This is a genomic window from Ekhidna sp. (assembly GCF_965227465.1).
Classification (GTDB): domain Bacteria; phylum Bacteroidota; class Bacteroidia; order Cytophagales; family Cyclobacteriaceae; genus Ekhidna.
In genome coordinates this window covers 160618-180988 of sequence record NZ_OZ245746.1, presented here as the reverse complement: position 1 = coordinate 180988, position 20371 = coordinate 160618, and the positions used below count along the sequence as shown (strand labels likewise).

The 20371-nt window shown below is 40.7% G+C and carries 13 protein-coding genes; 11 read left to right on the top strand and 2 right to left on the bottom strand.

What is annotated here, in order from left to right; genetic code table 11:
* The first annotated feature begins 34 nt into the window (after positions 1-34).
* From ACO05G_RS00820 to ACO05G_RS00775, 10 genes are all read left to right on the top strand, one after another.
* Complete coding sequence (locus tag ACO05G_RS00820; RefSeq protein ID WP_421764257.1) at positions 35-1615, top strand: peptide chain release factor 3; 1581 nt, start codon at positions 35-37, stop codon at positions 1613-1615.
* A 31-nt stretch (positions 1616-1646) separates the two neighbouring features.
* Complete coding sequence (locus tag ACO05G_RS00815) at positions 1647-2996, top strand: glycoside hydrolase family 113 (protein WP_421764256.1); 1350 nt, start codon at positions 1647-1649, stop codon at positions 2994-2996.
* A gap of 38 nt (positions 2997-3034) precedes the next feature.
* Positions 3035-4795 (top strand): tetratricopeptide repeat-containing sensor histidine kinase, encoded by a 1761-nt coding sequence (locus ACO05G_RS00810; protein ID WP_421764255.1) that lies wholly within the window; start codon positions 3035-3037, stop codon positions 4793-4795.
* Positions 4796-5488 carry a LytR/AlgR family response regulator transcription factor gene (locus ACO05G_RS00805; protein WP_421764254.1) on the top strand — a complete coding sequence of 231 codons (693 nt, stop codon included), beginning with the start codon at positions 4796-4798 and terminating at the stop codon, positions 5486-5488.
* Positions 5489-5585: 97 nt separating this feature from the next.
* Positions 5586-8744, top strand: coding sequence for a beta strand repeat-containing protein (locus ACO05G_RS00800; protein ID WP_421764253.1), 3159 nt, complete (start codon positions 5586-5588; stop codon positions 8742-8744).
* Positions 8745-8748: 4 nt separating this feature from the next.
* Positions 8749-9888 (top strand): gliding motility-associated C-terminal domain-containing protein, encoded by a 1140-nt coding sequence (locus ACO05G_RS00795; RefSeq protein WP_421764252.1) that lies wholly within the window; start codon positions 8749-8751, stop codon positions 9886-9888.
* Positions 9889-9892: 4 nt separating this feature from the next.
* Positions 9893-10795 (top strand): type IX secretion system membrane protein PorP/SprF, encoded by a 903-nt coding sequence (locus ACO05G_RS00790; protein ID WP_421764251.1) that lies wholly within the window; start codon positions 9893-9895, stop codon positions 10793-10795.
* 54 nt (positions 10796-10849) lie between these two features.
* Positions 10850-11533: an RluA family pseudouridine synthase gene (locus tag ACO05G_RS00785; RefSeq protein WP_348280162.1), complete on the top strand. Its 684-nt coding sequence runs from the start codon at positions 10850-10852 to the stop codon at positions 11531-11533.
* Positions 11520-11831 carry a DUF6787 family protein gene (locus ACO05G_RS00780; RefSeq protein ID WP_421764250.1) on the top strand — a complete coding sequence of 104 codons (312 nt, stop codon included), beginning with the start codon at positions 11520-11522 and terminating at the stop codon, positions 11829-11831. The genes ACO05G_RS00785 and ACO05G_RS00780 overlap by 14 nt, the downstream gene beginning before the upstream one ends.
* Positions 11815-12780 carry an aminodeoxychorismate synthase component I gene (locus ACO05G_RS00775; RefSeq protein ID WP_421764249.1) on the top strand — a complete coding sequence of 322 codons (966 nt, stop codon included), beginning with the start codon at positions 11815-11817 and terminating at the stop codon, positions 12778-12780. The genes ACO05G_RS00780 and ACO05G_RS00775 overlap by 17 nt, the downstream gene beginning before the upstream one ends.
* A gap of 46 nt (positions 12781-12826) precedes the next feature.
* Here ACO05G_RS00775 and ACO05G_RS00770 read toward each other — a convergent pair whose 3' ends face one another.
* Positions 12827-16075: a WD40/YVTN/BNR-like repeat-containing protein gene (locus ACO05G_RS00770; protein WP_421764248.1), complete on the bottom strand. Its 3249-nt coding sequence runs from the start codon at positions 16073-16075 to the stop codon at positions 12827-12829.
* Positions 16076-16301: 226 nt separating this feature from the next.
* Between ACO05G_RS00770 and ACO05G_RS00765 the strand changes: the two genes are divergently transcribed.
* Positions 16302-17408 (top strand): fatty acid desaturase family protein, encoded by a 1107-nt coding sequence (locus ACO05G_RS00765; protein WP_421764247.1) that lies wholly within the window; start codon positions 16302-16304, stop codon positions 17406-17408.
* Here ACO05G_RS00765 and ACO05G_RS00760 read toward each other — a convergent pair.
* Entirely contained in the window at positions 17405-20332 is a 2928-nt protein-coding gene (locus ACO05G_RS00760) for a CHAT domain-containing tetratricopeptide repeat protein (RefSeq protein ID WP_421764246.1), read from the bottom strand. The genes ACO05G_RS00765 and ACO05G_RS00760 overlap by 4 nt on opposite strands.
* Between the last annotated feature and the right edge of the window lie 39 nt (positions 20333-20371).

Sequence of the window (20371 nt, the reverse complement as noted above, 5' to 3'; positions counted from 1 at the left end):
CTATTGGCTAATTTTGCGGTTCAATTTGATCAATATGACACTGGAGCAGGAAATAGGTAGACGAAGAACTTTCGGAATCATTGCCCACCCGGATGCGGGAAAAACAACATTGACGGAAAAGCTTCTATTGTTTGGAGGGGCTATTCAAACGGCCGGAGCAGTGAAATCAAACAAAATCGATATGGGCACTCGCTCAGATTGGATGGATATTGAAAAACAAAGGGGTATCTCGGTTGCGACCTCTGTCATGGGATTTGAATACAAAGACCTTAAGATCAACATTCTCGATACTCCTGGCCACAAGGACTTTGCGGAAGATACTTACAGGACACTTACTGCCGTAGATAGTGTAATCATGGTGATCGATTGTGTGAAAGGTGTGGAGGAACAGACAGAAAAACTCATGGAGGTGTGTCGGATGAGAAATACTCCGGTGATCTGTTTTATCAATAAGCTCGATCGGGAAGGTCAGGATGCATTCACATTACTTGATGAAATTGAAGAAAAGCTTGCCATTAAGGTTAGACCTATGAGTTGGCCAATAGGAATGGGGAAATCACTGAGAGGTGTTTACAACATTTACGAAAATAACCTAAACCTCTATGAGCCCAACAAGCAAAAGCGAGTGGACGATGTAGTCGAGATTAAAGGGGTTAATGATCCTGAATTAGATAAAAGATTGCCTGAATCCTTGGTAAAAGAGCTGAGAGAGGAAATAGAGTTGGTGAATGGGGTTTATGATGAATTTAATGCTGAAACGTATTTAAAAGGTGAGGTTGCACCTGTATTCTTTGGTAGTGCTGTTAACAACTTCGGGGTTCGCGAACTTCTTGACTGCTTTACCGATATCGCTCCTCCACCTAAACCAAGAGAAACGGAAGAAAGAGAGATTACTCCTGACGAAAAGGAATTTTCCGGTTTCATTTTTAAGATTCACGCAAACATGGATCCGAAGCATAGAAACAGAATTGCCTTCGTGCGGGTTTGCTCTGGGAAGTTTGAAAGAGGAAGTAACTATTATCATGTAAGAGACGATAAGAAGATTCGATTTTCAAATGCTACGGCTTTCATGGCTCAGCAAAAGGAAACGGTAGAGGTGGCATTTCCAGGCGATATAGTCGGGCTTTATGACACGGGTAATCTTAAAATCGGAGATACGCTTAGTGAAGGTGAAAAAGGATTGTACAAAGGAATACCATCTTTCTCTCCGGAAATGTTCCGTGAAGTAATAAACATGGATGCAATGAAATCCAAGCAGCTGGATAAGGGATTGAACCAACTAATGGATGAAGGTCTGGCGCAGTTATTCACCTTTGAGCTCGGCTCTAGAAAAGTGGTCGGCACTGTGGGTGCCCTCCAATTTGAGGTATTACAACATAGGCTGCTCAATGAGTATGGGGCAAATGCCAAATTTGAACCTGTCAATATTTACAAGGCATGCTGGATAAGCTCTGCTGATCCATCTAAGTTAGACGCGTTTATCAAAGACAAACAGCGTCATATCGCCAAAGACAAAGAAGGAAAGCTAGTTTTTATGGCAGAGTCTAAAGCATGGCTTCAAATGGTAGAGGACAATTTCCCGGATATTGACTTCCACTTTATCAGCGAGTTTTAACTTCTCAATCTTCTAATCGTTAATGGATGGAATGACTAAGAAAAAAATCTTTTGGTTTTTAGCATCTATCCTCATTTCCTTCTTTCTGGTACTGATAGCCGTTGGTATTCTATTCATAGTAAATGATTTTTCAATTTCTGAATACCTCGATAGGCTGCCTTCTATGTTAAGGCAGTTTATATCTGCGCCGCTTTTCTGGATCTTTCTTTGCCTACCCTATCTAATCATTCGTTTGATTCGTTTTTGGGTACTAGGCTACAGAAAAGGGGGATTTAGCGGATTAACTAAGCGTTTTGGTTACTCTTTCATACTTCCTGTAATCATCATTTTTCTGCTTGTTAGTTGGTCTACCTGGCATCAGAATAGTGAGCAATTCGAATACAAATGGGATGAAGCTGCATACAATACATCTGACATCAGCAATCGTTATCACTTTGAAGATCAAAAGGTACGAGGAATGCACGTATTTGGAAGAATTGACTCTGTCCGTTTACAAAAACTGAATTCAGCTAATATTGAACACATCATTTTGGTCCCTTATGCCTATCAGGAAGATTATAACTCACCTGATGTGGTATACAATAGCACAAATTCACGCAGAGACTCTGCTTATGCTGAATTTATTTCAGCCAGTAAAAGCTTGGGATTGGAGGTGATTATTAAACCCCACATCTGGATATCGAACCCGAGTGATGGAAAATGGCGTTCAGATATAGCGATGGCTACAGAATCAGAGTGGCAGCAGTGGGAAAAAAGCTACACCGAATTTATTCTACATTATGCTCGGCTGAGTGAAGAATATCATTTGCCTTACTTCTGCATGGGAAACGAATTTTATATTTCCACTACAAAACGATCTAAATTCTGGGTTTCGCTGATTGATAAAGTCAGAAGTGTATATTCTGGAAAGATCACCTATGGAGCCAACTGGGACAAAGAGTTCAAGGAGATCACTTTCTGGGATAAGTTGGACTACATAGGAATTCAGGCCTATTTTCCAGTAGCTGATACAAATTATCCTAAATACAATGAAGTGCTTTCCGGATGGGATCCACACCTTTCTGAAATTGATTCAATCAGCAAAATTTTTGACCGAAAAGTCATTTTCACAGAGCTGGGTTATAAAAGCACACCGGATGCTGCACGATATCCATGGGGATGGGAGAATTTTACCGAGAATATTTTTCAACAGATATCTACAAAAACCCAAGCCTACTGCTATCAAGCTTTCTTCGAAAAACCCTGGAAGCAAGAATGGATGGCTGGGGTCATGATCTGGCAGTGGCAAACAAGTGAGCGAGACGATGATGGTAATCATAATTTTACTCCTGAGGGTAAACCCGCCATAAATGAGCTTGCAAAAGGTTTTAAATCCAATTAGCCATATCCAGAGGATTGATTAATTTGATTGATCCTTTTATGATGAAATACCTAGCCACCATTTTTATGCTGATCTGGTTTTCGGCATTTGGTCAGAATTCTACATTGACTGACAGCCTTAAACTGCGCCTAAAGACCAGCACTTTAGATCAACAACATTCCATTCTTATTGACCTTTCCTGGGAGTATTCCTATTCTGATATTGATTCCGCAGAATACTACGCTGTGAGAGCACTGGAGCTCGGGGAGGAGAGAAATATCGCTTTGGAAATCACTCGGGCTAAGAGTATGCTGGCGATCGTTTATGACATAAAAGGTGAAGTAGAAAAAGCTGCGGAAACGTACTTAGAAGTTGCTACATTTTACGAATCTTCCGGAAATAAGTCTGAACTCAGTCGCGTGTATAATAACCTTGGCGTGCTATTCTTTTATAACGGAGATATGGATCAATCCTGGAAATATTATAGAAAAAGCATCACCCTCGATAGCATATTAGGTGATTCAATTGGAGTAGCTGCCTCACTTATTAATCTGGCTGCCATTTCAAATAAATGGGAAAAGCTGGACAAAGCCCATCAATACCTAAAACGCGGAGAGCGAATCGCTGAAAAGAGCGGTGATGAATGGATTATACGATCAATCTATGAAGGTCTCGCCAACAATTATTTGTATAAAGGGGAATATGATAGCAGCTTAAAATACATTAACAAAGCACTGCCACTCTTCAAAAAAATAAGTGATCATCACAGTACGCTCACCAACCTCAATGGGCTTACAATAGCATACATTGGACTAGAAGATTACGGAAAGGCTGAAGCCGCCTTATTAGAAGCTCAAAAACTGGCTAAAGTTTATGATGATATAAATATTCGAAGCAAGAGAAATAGTACGGCTGCTCGACTATATGCTGTCCAAAATAATTTTCAAAAAGCCTATAAGTATCAGAAATTATATCAAGCAGATCATGATTCAATTACAAATCAAGAGCGATTGCGTATAACAAGTGATTTGGAGAAGAAATATCAAACGGAACAAAAGGAAAATGAAATTGTAAAACTTCAAATCCAGCAGCAGCAATCGCAAAACCAACGAAATATATTGTTACTTATATCAGCGCTAGTCATTCTTGGATCAGTCATGTTATTCATTTTATTTAGATCTAAAGCCAAAGCCAACGCAATTATTTCTAAGTCTTTGTCTGAAAAAGAAACGTTGCTTAAGGAAATTCATCATCGTGTGAAAAATAATCTACAAGTTGTATCCAGTCTACTCAGCATGCAATCCAGATTCATCACAGACGAAAGTGCACTGGGTGCGGTGAATGAAGGGCAAACACGGGTTGAGTCCATGGCCCTTATTCATCAAAAGCTCTACCAGGAAAACAACCTGTCGGGTGTCAATGCCAAGGAATACATCGAAGATTTGGCTGAGATACTCAAGCAATCTTACGCCACAGATACCAACGTAGAGTTCGAGTACGATGTGGACGAGTTGATGATTGATGTAGATACAATCATCCCAATCGGATTGATCTTGAATGAATTGATTTGCAACTCGCTGAAGCATGCCTTCCCCGAGTCAGAAGAAGGATTAATTAAGGTTGGTTTGAAGGAGGTTGATAATGAGTTGAAACTTGAAATCAGAGATAATGGTATAGGCTCAAAAAGTGCACCATCTGAAAAATCTTTTGGAATGGTCCTGATCGATTCGCTGGCAATGAAGCTAAAAGCAACACTGCAAATAAATACTCAAAGCGGTACTTCAGTGATGCTTAATATTAGCAAGTATAAACTGGTCTAGATGGATAGAAAGATACTTATTGTCGAAGATGAGCCATTAATTGCCAAGGACCTGAGTTTCATTTTGGAAGATTTAGGTATCGATACTATCGAGTTTGCCATGAGCTATGAGGATGCTCAACAAGCGCTTGAAAAAAGGGAATTTGATTTGATTCTCCTGGACATTAATCTTTCCAGTGAAAAAGATGGAATTGACCTGGCTCATGAGATCAATGAGTCTCAGAAGACACCATTTATTTTCATCACCTCTTATTACAATCCTACAACAGTAACTCGGGCAAAAGTCACCAATCCATTGGCCTATTTGCTCAAACCATTCAACCAGCATGATATAAGAATCAATGTGGAAATGGCTCTTTACAAGTCGGATCAAAGCAAGGAAAACTCAACCATATATATACGTGAAAAAAGTGGAACCATCCAGCTAGAGTTGACTTCTGTGATATTCCTGGAAGCCCAGGACAATTACACAAAAATTGTATGCTCAGATAAAGCGTTATTAATTAGCCAGACATTAAAATCTATGTTGGAGAAGCTTCCCGAATCGGATTTTGTACGAACTCATAAATCCTTCGCGGCTCGAATTGATCATATCACTATGATCAAAGGCGGGTATGTTTTTTTAGGAGATGAAAAAATACCTATCGGAAGGACATACAAAACAGAGTTTCAAGAACGAATAGCTATCCTCTAATGTCGTTCACTCACAATTTCGGTTGTTCACTTAAAATATTATTAATCTAATTTTTAATTGGATAATTTGGTTAGATAGTCTCTAAAAGTTCTTAGAAATGAAACACCAAATCATACGCTATTTAGGAGTAGCACTGCTATTTCTATGCATAAAATCCTATTCTCAATCCGTTGGCATAGGAACTGAAACCCCCAATTCAAATGCCATATTGGAACTCGTAGCACCTGACGCGAATCAGGGTCTTCTTGTTCCGCGACTAAGCACTTCAGAAAGAACGGCTGCTACGTTCACGAGTAATCTTGCAGCAGCGGACAATGGCTTGCTTGTATATGATTCGGACGAGCAAAAGTTTTACTTCTGGATGACGGATCAGTGGGTTGAAATTGCCTCTGGAAACTTGGATACACTTCCAGATCAAGTCGGACAGGCAAACAGATTCCTGACCACAGATGGCACAAATGCGCAATGGTCAGATATTGATTTTACTAGTCTTGCAAATGTCCCGGCTGACCTTGCAGATGGCGATGATGACACTCAGTTGTCCGACGCAGACATTACAGCTCTTGGTTATATAAAAAGTGCAGATGATGCAGATGCAGATGCATCCAACGAATTTCAGGATCTTACGCTTTCAGGTAATACACTTTCACTCACTAGTAGTGCTATTGAAATCGATCTATCTCCCTTATCAGGTACCAATACTGACAACCAAACATTAAGTCTTTCAGCTAATGATCTCTCCATTTCTGGAGGTAATACCATTGATATTTCTAGTATTAATACAAATCTGACAGAAGTTGAAGTAGATGCATTTGTAAGTGATAATGGATATCTAACTTCTGAGGTGGATGGAAGCATATCCAATGAAATCCAGGACATCAGTACGGATGGAACAGCAGGAGACATTACACTCTCAAATGGATCATCACTCACCTTGAACGTCGACGATGCAGATTCGGATCCAACTAATGAAAATCAGACAGTTTCAGCAGGAACCGGCATCTCTATCAATAATGTGGGTGAGGATTTTGAAGTAACCAATACAGCTCCCGACCAAACAGTATCACTTACTAATGGTGGAAATGTAACTGTAACAGGCACCTATCCTAATTTCACTCTGTCTGTCTCTGACAACCTGGACAATGATCCTACCAACGAAAATCAGACCGTTACAGCAGGAACCGGCATCTCCGTAAATAATGTAGGCGAGGATTTTGAGGTAATTAACACTGCACCCGACCAAACAGTATCACTCACGAATGGTGGAAATGTAACTGTAACAGGTACCTATCCTAATTTCACTCTGGCTGTCCCTGACAACCTGGACAATGATCCTACCAACGAAGATCAGACCGTTACAGCAGGAACCGGCATCTCCGTAAATAATGTAGGCGAGGATTTTGAGGTAATTAACACTGCACCCGACCAAACAGTATCACTCACTAACGGTGGAAATGCAACCGTTACAGGAACTTACCCCAACTTCACCCTGACGGTCCCGGACAATCTGGACAATGATCCGAACAATGAAATTGAACTTCCCACTCAAACAAGTCAAAGCGGCAACTTCTTAACTACAGATGGCTCCACCCCTAGCTGGTCAGCCATTAACGAAACTCAATGGAACACCAATGGCTCAAGTATTAATTATACAACCGGAAATGTAAACATCGGAGCTGGAACTATTCCTTCTTCAAAATTGCAGCTTAGCACAAATAATGCCAGTAGTACTTCGCCTCAATTTACCATACAAGAATCAAATGCTACTTCTGATGCTTCCCTCTACTTTAACAGATCTGGCACGAACATTACCATGGGTATCGACGCTACTGACGGGTTTTTCAAAATAAGTGGTGCGAATTCCCTGGGCAGCAACGATCGAATCATCGTGGACAATCAGGGAACGCTCGGTATAGGAGTTTCACCTAATGCTCAATTTCATGTACAAACTAATTCAATAGAATCAACCACGGCCAGGTTGACCAATACTACAACCAGTGCTGCATCCAAAATTGGGATTATGAATGAGCTCGACAATCAAGGAACTGCAAACAAAACGGGTCTATGGAATGATATTGATGGTACGGCAAGTGAAACCGGAGATGTAAAAGGGATTTACAACATAATAACTCCTACGGACGGAACTACTTATGGTGTCCACTCTCAAGTTAATTCAGCTGGAACAGGCGTGAGATACGGTACTTTTTCCGATGTAAGAGGGGCCGGAGGCAATAGTTCCATCATCTATGGTTTCAGAGCCAATGTTGATCATGATGGCTCAGGAGATGCTTTTGGACTTCAGCTCAATATGCTTGGTACCACCTCAGGCAGGCAATACGGTCTTTATTCTTCGGGAGAAGATTTCAATTATTTTTCTGGAAATGTTGGTATTGGAGATGTAGAATCTGACGTGGAATTAACCATTCAGTCATTTAATATTAATTCAATTTTACCATTATTAAGGCTCAACTCAGGTGCAGCAACAAGCGATGCAGGTGTTAGCTTTAGTATTCCCGGTGGTAATGAATTTGTTGTTGGTGTGGATGCTACGGATAATTCTTTTAAAATCAGCGATAATGCTTCCTTAGGGTTTGGCAATCGTCTAACCATTGATGCAACTGGTAATATGGGTGTGGCCCAGCCTTCCCCAAGTGCTCGTTTGGATGTGGTAGGTACTACCGAATTAAACGGTGCAGTAGATGTGCAAAGTTCCATGGATGTTAGCGGGCTTCTAACTGTAACAAATGACATAGAAATACCAGAAACAAATGCCTATACTTATGCATCAGCTCAAACACGCTACATCACGTATCATCCAACAGATTTTAAGTTGATGAAATTTGACGGTGGATCTGTTGATTTGGTTGTTGGAAATTTCACAAATCCATATACGTATTACTCGGGAGGTGGTGGAAGCCTAGGGTACGCAACAGCACCAGTTAAACTTCCAAATGATGCAGTCGTCACGGAAGTTGAAGCGTGGATCCTAGACAATGATGCTACCGCAAGCAACTTTGCCAGAGTGAACCTTTACAGAAGTCAAATTGGAGTAATAAACTCAAACAATAATATGGCTCAGATGGAGACCTCTACTGAAAGTGCTACTGTACAGGCGCTCAATGACAATACTGTATTTTCTCAAACTATAGACAATAATAATTACACTTATCGATTGCTTTTTACCGCCAGGGATAACTCTTCGACGTTGCAACTCCATGGGGTTAGAATCACTTACACTGTACTTCAGGTAGACTAGGAACATGAAAAGATTTAAAATCCTTCTTCTGCTCATTATGGCTTGCTTTTTTAAGCTAAGTGCACAAAACCTTTTGACCAATGATAACAGCCTAGTAGTAGTTAATACCGGTGTTCCCTTCACAATTGAGGGTGATTTATCAAATAGCGGTATAATCCGAAACGAAGGAGCAATGAGACTACACGGAAACTGGGCAAATAGTGGTGACTATAGCTCAGTTTCTGGCTCCTTCTACCTAATCGGTCAAAATCAATTATTTGCGCCTGGAGAATCAACTTATAGCCAACTATCCGTAAACTCAGGTGGGGTGGTAATATTAAGCGATTTACATATTACTGAATCATTGGAATTGATTGATGGAATTGTATCTATTGTCGCAGGTTCGAAAGTTTTACTTCAGTCTAATGCACGTATTTCTGGTGGTGATGTAAATAGCTACATAGATGGATCACTATTCACAACAACTCAGGGAGACTTTACTTTTCCCATAGGAACAGAAGCTGAATATCTTCCTGTAACGCTAAAAAACATTCGGGCAACTGATTCTGTCGGAGTAAAAGCATTTAATTCACCCTTAAATGCAAGTATTTCTTCTGAATTGGATGCTTTCTCAGAGACCCGGTACTGGGAAGTAATGGGGGGTAGTTCATTTGAGGCACAAAGTATAGGTCTGCCGCTATTGAATGAGACATTCATTGAAAGTGAAGATGAAGCTGTCATTGCATTTACAACAATTGATGACCAAATTCTTAATGTTCTTGGCATTCCGAAAATAGTCGGATCTCTGGAATCAGGCACTATAAATACCCCTGGAAATATTTTAGCGGGTTATTATGTCTTAGGAGACCAAAGTATGATTGGACCTCCTATTACAGTAATCAATGTAGTCACTTCCCTTCAGGATGGTAAACATGATTTTCTAAGAATTGATAACATTGAATTCTATGAAAACAATCTAGTCGAGATATTTGATAGACAAGGTGTCAAAGTATTTGAAATGACCAGATACAACAATTCCGATCGGGTATTCAGAGGCAGTGCCAATGTTGGTTCCAGAGGAGACTTACAAACAGGTAATTACTATTACACCGTAAAGCTTACCAATAGCAAGCGAGAGTCGGGTTTTGTTTACATAAAAAATTGATGTCATGAAAAAAACCTTAGTCATTTTACTTGCGTGTTTTTCACTGGCATCTTATGCTCAGCAAGATCCTTTATACAGTCAGTACCAATTCAACCAGCTAATGGTAAATCCGGCCTATGCAGGTATATATAATCGACTTTCAGTTGGCGTCATCAGTCGATTTCAATGGGCAGGAATTGAAGGTTCTCCAAAAACAAATACAATCACAGCACAATCCGCTCTTGCTGATGGGAAAATTGGACTGGGTACTATGATTTTAAATGATCGATTTGGTGTAAGTAACAATTACGAATTGCAGATCGCTTCTTCCTACAATATCAAATTCAACAATACTACGAAGCTAGCAATGGGAATACAGGGTGGTTTCGTTCAATTTGCCTATGACTTCAGTAAAGTCGATTTAGATTTCTTTGATGACCCTGAGCTAATCAATGGCCATGATAATGTCACAAAGCCTAATTTCGGTGTAGGTTTTATGCTCATGAATCCAAACTTCTTCATTGGAGCATCTGTCCCTCGTATTCTTAATGTGTCAGTTACTGATGGATCTACACAGTCCCAACGCTACCGAAGGCATTATTACCTAACTGCAGGTGTTGCCGCAGAAATCCAAGGAACACCGGTAAAAGCCACAACTTTGATCCGATCCATGGCGGGCGAAACCTACTCTTTTGACATCACGATGAGTACTTTTTTAGATGATGTTTTGTGGGCTGGTGTAACCTTAAGGGATTTTAAACACTTTGGTGTCCTTGGTATTTTTGAAATTGGGGAGAGCTTAAAGCTAGGATATTCGTTTGAACTACCAACTAATAATCTAGTCTATGGGAATTATGGCACGCATGAGGTATCCGTATCATACAGCTTGAGATATGGATATGGGAGACAAGAACCGATATTCTTTTAAGCTTTTCTACTAAGACATGTATGGCACGACGCAATGGTTTAATTTTGCGGCTTTATGGCAAAGCCAATTATAATACATGAAGACAATCACCTGCTGATTGTGGAAAAACCGACGGGATGGTTGGTACAAGGAGATGAAACCGGGGATGGCACGCTTACAGGTTGGGCCACCGAATACATTCGTAGGAAATACAATAAACCCGGAAACGTTTTTTGTCAACCATGCCACAGACTGGATCGACCGGTAGGAGGACTTGTGATCTTTGCCAGAACATCAAAGGCACTTGAGCGAATGAACAAGCTCTTCAGGGACAGAACCATTAAAAAGAGCTATTTAGCTATAGTGGAAGGTGTTCCGGAAAATCCTGAGAAAACCCTTAAACATTGGCTGGATAAAGACTTTCAGAAAAACAAAGCTCATGCCTATACCAAGCCCAAAGGCAATGCAAAAGAGGCTATTCTCTCTTACCGCATGATCGCCACTCACAGTAAGATTTCCTTGTTGGAAGTAAACCCGGAGACAGGCAGACCTCATCAGATACGTATCCAAATGCGGGAGAACAAAACTTCCATCAGAGGCGATTTAAAGTATGGTAACTCAAAAGCAAAGCAGGACAAAAGCATTGACTTATACGCCTATAAGCTAGAGTTTGAGCATCCGGTAAAAAAGGAGCCGATAAAAGTAATTTCAAAACCTAAATGGCCGGATTTTCAGGCCTTTATTAATGAGTTGGATTGAGCGATTAAAAGAAAAGTGGGAGCTTGAGAATAACTGGCAGTTTCTGATGATCATGGTTGTTTTTGCATGTACAGGAACCACCGTAGTTTTAATTAAGAAGCCACTAATTAATTTACTGTTTGAAGATGGCGTTCGTCCACTCTGGTTCCAGATTGCATACTGGGTGTTGATACTCCCATTTTACAATATCATTCTGCTTTTCTACGGATTCCTATTTCGGCAATTTGACTTCTTCTGGAAATACGAACAAAAAATGTTGAGGAGATTTGGCATTAAGGTGAATGCTGACAAAAAGTGAAGCTATATCGAAGATAAATGATCTTGGGGCGGCCGGTAAGCCGTTTTCTTTTTATTGCAATTTTTTAGGAGAGGAGTGGTGTGTTGAGACAGGTAGCCAGCCAAATAAATTTCAACTTGAAATCTCAGAAAGTAATTCTAATAATCAATCGACAATTGACAGTCGACGGCTATTTTTCAAAAAAAAACCTATCTCTATTACTGATTTTAAATCAGCTTATAATTATGTCATTCATCAAATCAATATCGGCAACTCCTTTTTGACTAACCTCACCTTTGAAACTCCTATTGAAACAGACCTTTCGCTCGAAGAAATATTTCAACATTCTTCAGCTAAATACAGACTCTTAGTCCCAGATCAGTTTGTTGTGTTCACTCCTGAGACATTTGTGAAGATTAAAAATGATTGTATTTATTCCTACCCGATGAAGGGGACGATTGATGCTGATCAGCCCAATGCCAAAGAAAAAATCCTTAAAGACGTAAAAGAAAAGGCAGAGCATGTAACGATCGTTGATTTGATCCGAAATGATTTGAGCAGAGTAGCGGAAAATGTTGAAGTAACAAAATTCCGATTCATTGACGAGCTGGCTACCAATGACAAGAAGCTTTTACAGGTCAGCTCTGAAGTGAAAGGTGAAATGAGCACGGACTGGAATGAAAATCTAGGTAGCATCCTTTCACAACTCTTGCCCGCTGGATCTATATCCGGAGCACCAAAATCAGCGACTATTAAAATTATTCAGCAAGCCGAGAATTATAATCGCGGATTTTACACCGGCATATGTGGTCACTTTGATGGAGAATCGCTGGATAGTGGGGTAATGATTCGCTTCATCAAAAAAGAAAATAATCAACTTGTTTTCTGTAGTGGAGGTGGAATTACCTCATTCAGCAATGCAGAAAAAGAATATCAGGAGATGATTGACAAGGTGTATTTGGCTATTTGAAAATACGAGTGAAACAATTTTTGTTTCACTCGTATTTATTTTCAATTTATTGTCCTTCAATCCACGAACCTCCTGCAGCTTTTACCTGATCAGCCAGGCTTGAAGCCCTGGCTCTTTGAGCTTGAAGCTTCGTGTTCATAGCGCCCAGTTGATCTTTAATGATCTGCATGGTTGCCTTATGAGTTTCTGTTGGTCCATAGGTTGAAATTGAAATTCCACGATTCAGAGCAAATAGACGTCCACCTATATTCGGCTTACTACGTTCCCCAATTTGGTTTTTAGCCGGATGACCGTTAAGCTCGGTATCCAATTTGTCAAGCTCCATTTTCATGGTTACAATTTCACTCATCACATCATTTCCAACATTAGCTTTCCTAGCAGCTATAAATAGTTTTTCTGCCGTTTTACGTGCATTAGAGAGCTGAATGGCTGTTGTTCCAACATCTCGCCCCAAATCTTCATAGGCTCTCCAAAAAGCGACCACTTCATTCATCGAACTACCTTCAAGTGTTCCATCCCTTAATGGTGTAACCTCAACATTCACTGGGCCGGCAAGCTGAGAAAAGGTTCCTCGCTCATACTTGTTGAGTGTGGCGGTATACATCCCTGGTGCGCAAAGCAATCCATTAAGTTCCTGCGTATTTCCATTCAGTGTGAGTGCCTCTGTACCACCTACTCTCAGGTTCCAGGCTACCCTATTAAACCCTTTCTTATTCGGTGCTTGTACTCGATTCACCATATTGCCTTGCTGATCTTTGATTTCGACGTAAACAAACGGATCGATCTCACGGGTTTCATTTTCCAGCGCATCCCATCCCGGAAATGGAATATTCCCATTTTGGCCTTTCTCTCTTGCCTGACGTTGATCTTCCAGACTCTTAAGCTCCTCCTTCAAATAGTAGGTGAAAACAGCTCCAAACTCCGGATTCGGCGCAAGGTAAAGCTGCGAACCTTGTGATCCTCTTGCATCATCAAAATCCAATGTTGAACGCTCAATGTACCACCATGCTTTTCTTGGTTTGAAAAGAGTGGCTGATTCGTTGATCTGATTTTTGTTCACATTTCGCAACGCGGTATAATCATCCAGCACGTAAAATCCTCGACCAAACGAAGCTGCAACCAAATCATTTTCCCTTCGCTGAATGGCTAAATCTCTAAAGGAAATCGTTGGAATGCCGGCCGCTAATTTGGTCCAACTTCTGGCTCCATCAACCGTTACGTAAACGCCAAATTCTGTAGCCGCGAACATCAGGTCTTTGTTCACGTGATCCTGTACAATTCGCCATACCAGATTCTGAGTACCAAAACCATTTTCTATGCGGGTCCAGGTTGCTCCTTTATCTGTACTCTTTACCAGGTATGGCCGATAATCACCTTCTTTGTGATTGTCTAATGCTACATATAGCGTATTTTCATCAAATAAGTCCGCTTTGACATCATTTACATAACACCTTGAAGGAACACCCATTGCGCTCACTTCTATTTTCTTCCATGTTTGGCCTTCATCATTCGTGACCTGAATTAGACCATCATCTGTGCCAATAAAGATTACTTGTCCATTTTGTGGAGAAACCGCGATGGATGTAATCGTGTTGAAGTTGGACATGGCTCCCACATCCCATGGTGAATCCCAACTTTGAGTGCGTCCCATGATTGGTAGCGTTAAGCGCTCCTGATCTCTGGTCAAATCGTCTGAGAGAGCAGTCCAGCTATCTCCTCGATTGGTTGACTTCCAAAGTCGTTGTGAACCGTGATAAATAGTGGCAGGATCATGAGGAGAAACTAAAATAGGCGCATCCCAATTGTAGCGTTCATAGTCCTCGTCGGCTCCCGGTTGTGGCATCACATCAGTAACCTCTCCTGTAGCCAAATCAATTCTTGATAGCGTTCCTTGCTGGCGCTGACCATACATGATATTCGGATTTCCAGGTTCGGTGGCTGGCTGGTGTCCATCCCAATTTAGCACTACTTTCCAATCTGCGTTTCTAATGCCGTGATGGTTATCAGTTCGCACCGGTCCACCTTCGGTACTGTTGTCCTGAGTACCACCATAAACATTGTAGAATGGCTCAGCATCATCTACTGCCACCTTATAGAATTGAGTTAGTGGTAAATTTTCCATAAATCTCCAGCTAGCACCCAAATCAAAAGTCTCATAAACTCCCCCATCTGTTCCTACCAGCACATAATTTGGATCAGAATTTTTAAATGCAATTGCATGATTATCTCCATGCTTGGCAGTCTCATCCATATTTTCAAAAGTCTTCCCACCATCTTCTGATTTCATGAGACTATTGTTCATCATGTAAAGACGATCAAACTTATGCGGAGAAGCATATATCTCTTGGTAATAATGTGGCCCGGTAGCTCCAGCAACTGCATCAGACATCTTTGTCCAGCTGCCTCCGCGATTTTCCGACCTCCACAGGCCTCCTGTGGTTCTGTTTAACTCAATTGCAGCATAAAGAACATCCGGGTTAATTGGAGAAATTGCTAAACCAGTTTTTCCCCATTTTCCTTCCGGCAATCCGGTTTTTAACTGCTTCCATGTGTCCCCAGCATCGTCACTGACGTAGAGTCTGGATTTTTCACCCCCACCCATCCAGGCAGCAATGGTTCTATGATGATCCCATGTCACTGCATATACTCTGTCAGGATTTCTCGGATCTATAACCATATCAGTCACTCCAGTGTACTGATCATCTCCAAGGGTTTTTTTCCAGGTCCTACCGCCATCGGTAGATTTGAAGAATCCTCTTTCGCCTCCCGGGCTCCACAATGGCCCTTGCGACGCGACCATAATCACATCAGAATTTCCGGGATGCACAATGATTTTTGAAATATGCTCGGAATCTTTCAATCCCATATTGGTCCAGCTGGCGCCCCCATCGTCACTGCGATAAACGCCATCTCCAAATCCTGCGTGTCTGCCACCCACATTTTCTCCCGTTCCCACCCAAACGGTGTAGGGATTGTTGGGGTCCAGAGTTACACAGCCTATGGAATAAACTGGTTGATCATCGAATATCGGTTCGAAAGTTGTGCCTGCATTGCTTGTTTTCCAAACGCCTCCAGATCCTACAGCCACATACCATACATTTTCGTTGGTAGGGTCTATTGCTAAATCTGCTATTCGACCAGACATAAAAGCTGGGCCGATATTTCGGAATTTAAAATTTGAAAACAGCTTAGAATCGATAGGTTGAACGGTACTTGAATTTCTTCTTTGTGCAGCAACATGCACTGCAAGCATCAACAATACCATACTGAATAAGGTGAGGAATAAACGTTTCATGATGTTAGGATTTAGGTTTCTTCTAAATTTAGTCAAGAAAATAATTAATTATTTATCTCCATTGATGGAAGGTGACTCTGCTTTTAGAGCGGTCAATACTCGTTATATCTTCAATTTGCTCCGATGTATCAGGTTGGCGCTCAGATCTTTTGTTGGTAACTTTGCGGTTTCAATTAAAACCCTCTTGGGATTAGGGGTGTTGTATTGAAAATGAAACATTAAGAGCATGATCAGATACAAATTTGAAAATAAGCTTGACAGAGAATTTGCCGCCGCTATGAGGAAGCGGGTGAATGATTATTTTCAGGATAATGAGATTCAGCGAAATGCAAATTCTAAAATGATCGTAAAAACCATCGTAATATTATCGATGTATTTGATTCCTTTCTTCCTGTTAATATCTGCAGGATTTACCAATCTATTTCTGCTAATGGGGCTCTGGATGGTTATGGGGATTGGGAAGGCCTTTATAGGCACTACCATCATGCATGACTCGATCCATGGCTCATATTTTAAGAAAAAATCCATGAATGCAATTATGGAATTTTCTGCGGCTATTATAGGAGTAGATCGATTGATCTGGCACATTCAGCACAATGTACTTCATCATACATACACCAATATTGAAGAAACAGATGAAGACATCCTACCTCGATTCGTATTCAGGTATTCTAAGAACCAGCCCCATAAGTGGTTTCATCGCTTTCAGCATATTTATGCTCCTATTTTCTATTGTGTGCCACTTTTGGAGTGGATTACCACCAAAGATTTTATAAAAGCTTTTGACTACAGGAGAGAAGGCTTAATAAAAAAGGCTGACTTCCCTAAAGAGTTTACATTGATTGTTCTTCGAAAGGTTTTTTATTGGGTAGTCTTTTTGGCAGTTCCTGTTTTATTGATTCCAATTCCAGCCTGGATTACCATACTGATGATTTTTGTATCCCATTGTATTACGGGTATCATGCTTGCCATGATTTTCCAAACTGCACATGTGGTGGAGCCAGCCGAATTTTTCAAAGGGGAGTCTGAGCATGTTAAGCATAGTTGGGTAGTACATCAGCTAAGAACCACTTGTAATTATGGCATGGATCACAAAGTCCTTTCCTGGTTTTTAGGAGGCCTCAATTTCCAGATTGAGCATCACCTATTTCCAGATGTATGCCACGTTCACTATCCTGCTATTTCCAAATTCGTTCAACAAACTGTGAAAGAATTTGATTTACCATATTATGCATTTCCTTCTTTCGGAGCTGCAGTAGCAAGCCACTTTAAACATATGAAAGAGATGGGGAGTGCAAAAGACCTTAAGGTTGGAACTGTTCAGGCAGCTTAGTTTAGCATTACAAAAGCACCCCAATAATACGGCTCAGGGAATGACGCTCTGAGCATTCTTTGAGCTGCAAAGAATGCTTCTTCTTTGGGCTTACCTCCCATCCATTCCTTATAGAAATTAGTCATCAGCTGCATAGTTGCTTCATCGCTTACCTTCCAAAGGCTCATAATTACTGATTCAGCGCCTGCCACCTGAAAGGCTCGCTGCAAGCCATAGACGCCTTCCCCGGCTTTGATTTCACCGAGTCCAGTTTCGCAGGCACTCAAAACCACCAAATCCGTATTTTTCAAATCTAAGGTGATTACTTCGTAGGCAGTCAATACACCATTATTTGCGGTATTCACCTCAGTACCTTGAGTAGCCGCACCCATCGTCTGCTCCGCGTCTGCCAGCATAAGTCCTGAGCGTAGTAATGGATTATCTTTTGCCTGATTCACTTCCACACCAAATACCTTTTCTCCAGAGGTTTTACTTTCAGGCAAGAAAAATCCATGTGTGGCGATATGCAATAGCGAAGGAGATGTGATTTCCTTGAACTTGGCTTCTGTGGCCTGGCTTTGCATGTAGGTATTTGTCGCAAACCCCTTCGTTCTGGTGATTTGACTTGCTGCTTCTATCTCAGCTTTAGTGCCTGGAAGAGCTGCTAACAATCCTTTAGCACCAAAATCCGGGTAGCCGAAGAAATCGGCCTTTTTTGAAGCAAATCCAGCGCTCTTTGGTTTAACTAAATCTCTGGTGCTTGTATAAAGATGTAGGTCAAATGCATCCGAAACAAACGAACCATCCGGTCGCTGAAGTGCTCCCACATTTACCTGAAAGTAGATTCCATCCAGGCTTAAGTAAACATTTTGCTTACCACTCAATTCTATATCTACTGATTTCCAAAATTTATCATAAGTAATCCGGTCCTGGGCCTTCAATCTGACCATATTCAAGTATGCCTTGGCATACTTTGTATCCAAATCTTGACCTCCCTCGATCACGACCAATTTTGGATGGGTTAAACTTGGATCAGCAATTAAAAAAGCATACTTCTTATCCGCTGTAAAGCTTCTGTCAAACACAGGGTAACCAATTATTTCTATGGCGGCATCAGTAGATCTTAATTTTGACTTAACATCAGCAAGTGTAGTGGTGGGCAACTTATTAGAATTTGCAAATGCCGCCGATAGTGAATTAAGTTTTTTCTCTAGCTGATTTGCTTCTGATTCAAGTTTTTCCAGATCTATTTTCTGTTCGCTAAGCTGCTCTTTTGAAAAGGAATAATAATGAATCAGGCTTTCTTTTGCTTCTACCCATTTTTTATAAGTAGTTTTCAATTGCTCATCATTGCTGTTCAAAATCTGCTCTCTTACTTTAGTGGAGGCACTTAGCAGTATTCCTTTGGTCTTTAAGTGGATATTGTACATTTTAGTTAATAGGGAAGGGTTTTCGGCTCCATTCTCAACAGCAAAGGAGAAAAACTTCAATAAAGATGGTCTTACCTTAGCCCAATATTGACCTTTCTCATATTCGCTCATTGCTCCAAAATAGTCTTCAACCAATTGCAGGCTTGAAGCTATTACCTGTTCAAATCTAGTCGTAGCTTGAGCAACATTATTCTGTTTCCATGCGACAACTGCCAGGTCCTCAACTGAACTTAGATAGTCTGGATGCTTTTCTCCAAAAAGATCTTCATACTTTAGGTTGACTTCTTTGAGCAGCCTTTCTGCTTCTGGTAGGTTACCAACAAAGAGCTGATATCTGGCTAAGTTATGAGCGGTCTTGATGTATGCAGGGTGATCAGTATTGTACTTTTTCTCAAAAATTCTTAATGCGTCTGAAAGAAGTTCTGCAACTTCGGACGGCTTACCAGACTCCATCAGTGTTGATGCTAGATAGTTTTTAACATTCCCCACATCCGTTTGATTTTTTGCAAATCGCTTCTCTTTCAATTCAATAATCCCTCTAAAGATTTGTTCTGCGGTTTCGTATTCTCCTGCACTGTAGTGAATAAGACCCTGATTGATTTGAAAACTCACATTATCTCTACCTTTGCTCCGCAATTCTCCTGAAGCCATATCTATGGCTTCTGTAATTGCCGACTTTGCTTCCTCATATTGACCGACTTCATTGTAGAGTAAGGCACGATTGCTGGTGATTATTGCATGCGATATGGATCCAACTCGTTCATTTGACCGTATTATTTCCTCTGATTGATCAAAGTAGTTTTCAGCTTCAGTGTAGCGCCCCTGTGATTGCGCAATTACTCCATGATTATTGTAAAGTGAAGCTAATGCGATGCTTCTTTCCCCAATCTCTTCCTGAAAGTATTTTGTTGTTTGATTGATAAAAGCTTCTGATAAATCATACTTTCCCTCTGCATGAATCACAATAGAGATATTTGCTATGGTTTTTCCGAGTGCATACTTCTCTGGTAGGTTTAGCGTGTCCATATTGACAAGCTTTGTAATATCAAAAGCTGAATCCAATAATGCTTCAGACACCCCGAATTCATTCGTTAGTAAACTCAATGCCTCAATGAAGTTGGTATTGGCCACAATTGGATTTATGTAAATGGACATTTCGCCTGCTCGGTTGGCATCAAATGCCTGCTCATATATTTCCAAGTCAACCGCTTCAACGCCCTCTTCTTCATCTTCATAATTTTTTGCGAATGTGAGTAGTAGACTTTCCTTTCCTTCTCTGTTAGCGAAAAAGGAGGCTCTATTTCCCTGAGAAAATATGTAATTATAATTAGAGGTGTCTTTTTCGAGCTGCTTTGACCGAAATTCTGCCATCCGATCATCTTTATTCATCAATGATTCAGCGTCAACTTCCTCTACCTGCTCCTCTACTGCTTCTTTCAACTTCTTAAGGAACCCTTGAGAATAGGTGGTGAATGATATTGATAGTAGAACTAAAAGAAATAAAATACGAATCATGTCAATTAGGAATATTTTTATATAAAGTTAGAGTTTTGC